Below are 2051 nucleotides of genomic sequence, written 5' to 3'. Positions count from 1 at the left end.
AAATATAACGATGATCGCGGGAAAAAATGGATGGTAATCGCCATTTAACCCGTGTTTTTTTTTATACAGTTTTGGGGAAAGAAAAATCTCTCTATTATGATATCCGATGCGGCATTATGCACTTGTTGCACAACCACTTAATAATCACTCGGTTAGGTTAAGCTGGTCGAGTTACTAGATGACTTTCGGGGACTCAATTCTTTTTCTCTTGGGTAGAATATACCCTTAATACAATTAGGATTTAGTATAGCAACTTGAATATGATTTTTCTCATAAAATTTTGCTCCTTCATATAAAGGATTACCTTCTAAAAATGCGGCTCTAACGGAGTCGAATTGTTTCCCTGCATTTTTGGCAAGTGTATGAGCATATCTAATGACAGCACAATCGAGTTCTCTACATTTAAAATCAAAGTCGTTTTGGCCGAATTTTTTATTTACAGGTAATACTTTATTCTGTAATTTCAGTGAATTAAGCATTTCTTCGTATGAAAACTTAAGAAAATCAATATGTTTTTGATCAAATAAATCCAAACAATTGCCAAGTTCAATGATAGCACCTAATACAAAAGGTTCTTTTATTTTTGAGTTTTTTCTATTTTTATCTTCGACAGCATATTGTTTTGCTCTTTCATAATTATTTTCCCAGAAATAGACACCATTTCCAAGCCAATCATATGCGTTGTTGCTATGTTTGAAATTATCTTCCTTTAGTAGAATAGGTAATGCTGCATCTTTATCCATTCCATGAAAACCATAAATTATGTTTGGCTTTGATGAGTACATTATAAATCCCTATTAGATAATCATCCCTTTGGTTTACTTTTTTCAACAGTTTCTTTAGTAAAAAAACGTGTGTTGTAAGTACCATTTTTTGTTAGTATTTTTGACTCAACAAGTAGTTTAAATCGTTCTTCAGGAGTACGATTTTTCGCAGACTCTCTAGCTTTTCTTAATAACTCTTCCATATCCATCATGGCACCTCTTATATATTTCAAATACTACACTTCATGTAATATTATAGTTTAATTTACGTACAAACTCAAGTAGTCAAGTACTTACTTGTATTATTTACTATTCATCATTATCCAAATACCCTCTTTCCTTACAGAATATCCACCAAGGACTATCATCACTCATTTATTTAGCAATATATTCAGGCGTAAAGAAAGGAACATCAGGGTATGGTATTTGTTTTTCCCCTCGTATGGCTCGTGTTTTATTTTGTATAAAACGAGACAACTGTTCAGCTCGGCGGTCAGATTCTGACATGTATTTTCTTCGTTCAAGATAGTTATCTTCTTCATTCATAAATGGTTTCCTCATGGTTTTAGATGTAACCAACTGTATTTGATATCATTTTCTATCATTGTTTTCACAGATCGATTGGCATCGATTGATAGCTAAAAACTATCATAAAATACTTATCGATCGGTTTTAACGATCATTTTCTTGAGTTTTAGCACTCTAATGGGTTATCATTACTAGATGAAAACTTGCAAGGAGCACTAAAAAATGGTTATTAATCAGTTAGAAACAAGATGCGGTTACTGTGATGAGATGATTTCATCCAAGGCTAAGAAGTGTAAGCACTGTGGGGAAATTTTAGATCCACAACTACGAGAAATAGAGTCTTTAAAGCGTGAGAACGCGAATAGGGACAAATCTAACATTGTAGTGAGTAACAATAATAATAACAATAATCAAGGTTCATCAGGTAGTAAACGGTTTCCACATATAGCACATTTAATTATGACAATAATTACTGGTGGTTTATGGGTATTCATTTGGTTATTACATTACATATTTAGGAACAAAGAAAACTACTCTTAATGTAGTTATAAATATGGATATAATAATGAACATAGCATTTATTGTATTGATAGTACTTTTTAGTAGTATATTTTTTGTTAGTCAATCTACTATTGAATGCGTAATCAATTCTGACGTAGCAATAGTCGATTGTTATAAATCCTCTATAGATACATTAGGTATCACGTTAAACAATCTGTATGAAAATTATTGGTCATGTATTCAATGCGGAGATCATCA

General features: G+C 31.8%; 3 protein-coding genes. All 3 read right to left on the bottom strand.

Translation table 11 applies throughout. The features are described 5' to 3' along the window. Window positions 1-152: 152 nt before the first annotated feature. Window positions 153-743 (bottom strand): hypothetical protein, encoded by a 591-nt coding sequence (locus AEP37_RS23435; RefSeq protein ID WP_235801335.1) that lies wholly within the window; start codon window positions 741-743, stop codon window positions 153-155. 62 nt (window positions 744-805) lie between these two features. Then, on the bottom strand, window positions 806-976 hold the full coding sequence (locus AEP37_RS26410; protein ID WP_156168767.1) for a hypothetical protein: 171 nt from the start codon (window positions 974-976) through the stop codon (window positions 806-808). Window positions 977-1139: 163 nt separating this feature from the next. Continuing rightward, a complete protein-coding gene (locus tag AEP37_RS26405; RefSeq protein WP_156168765.1) occupies window positions 1140-1310 on the bottom strand; it encodes a hypothetical protein in 171 nt (56 codons plus the stop codon). Window positions 1311-2051 lie beyond the last annotated feature (741 nt).

The organism is Yersinia pekkanenii (genome assembly GCF_001152565.1).
In the GTDB taxonomy this organism is placed as follows: Bacteria; Pseudomonadota; Gammaproteobacteria; order Enterobacterales; family Enterobacteriaceae; genus Yersinia; species Yersinia pekkanenii.
The sequence above is the reverse complement of the archived record's forward strand: the minus strand, read 5'-3'. Positions and strand labels throughout refer to the sequence as shown.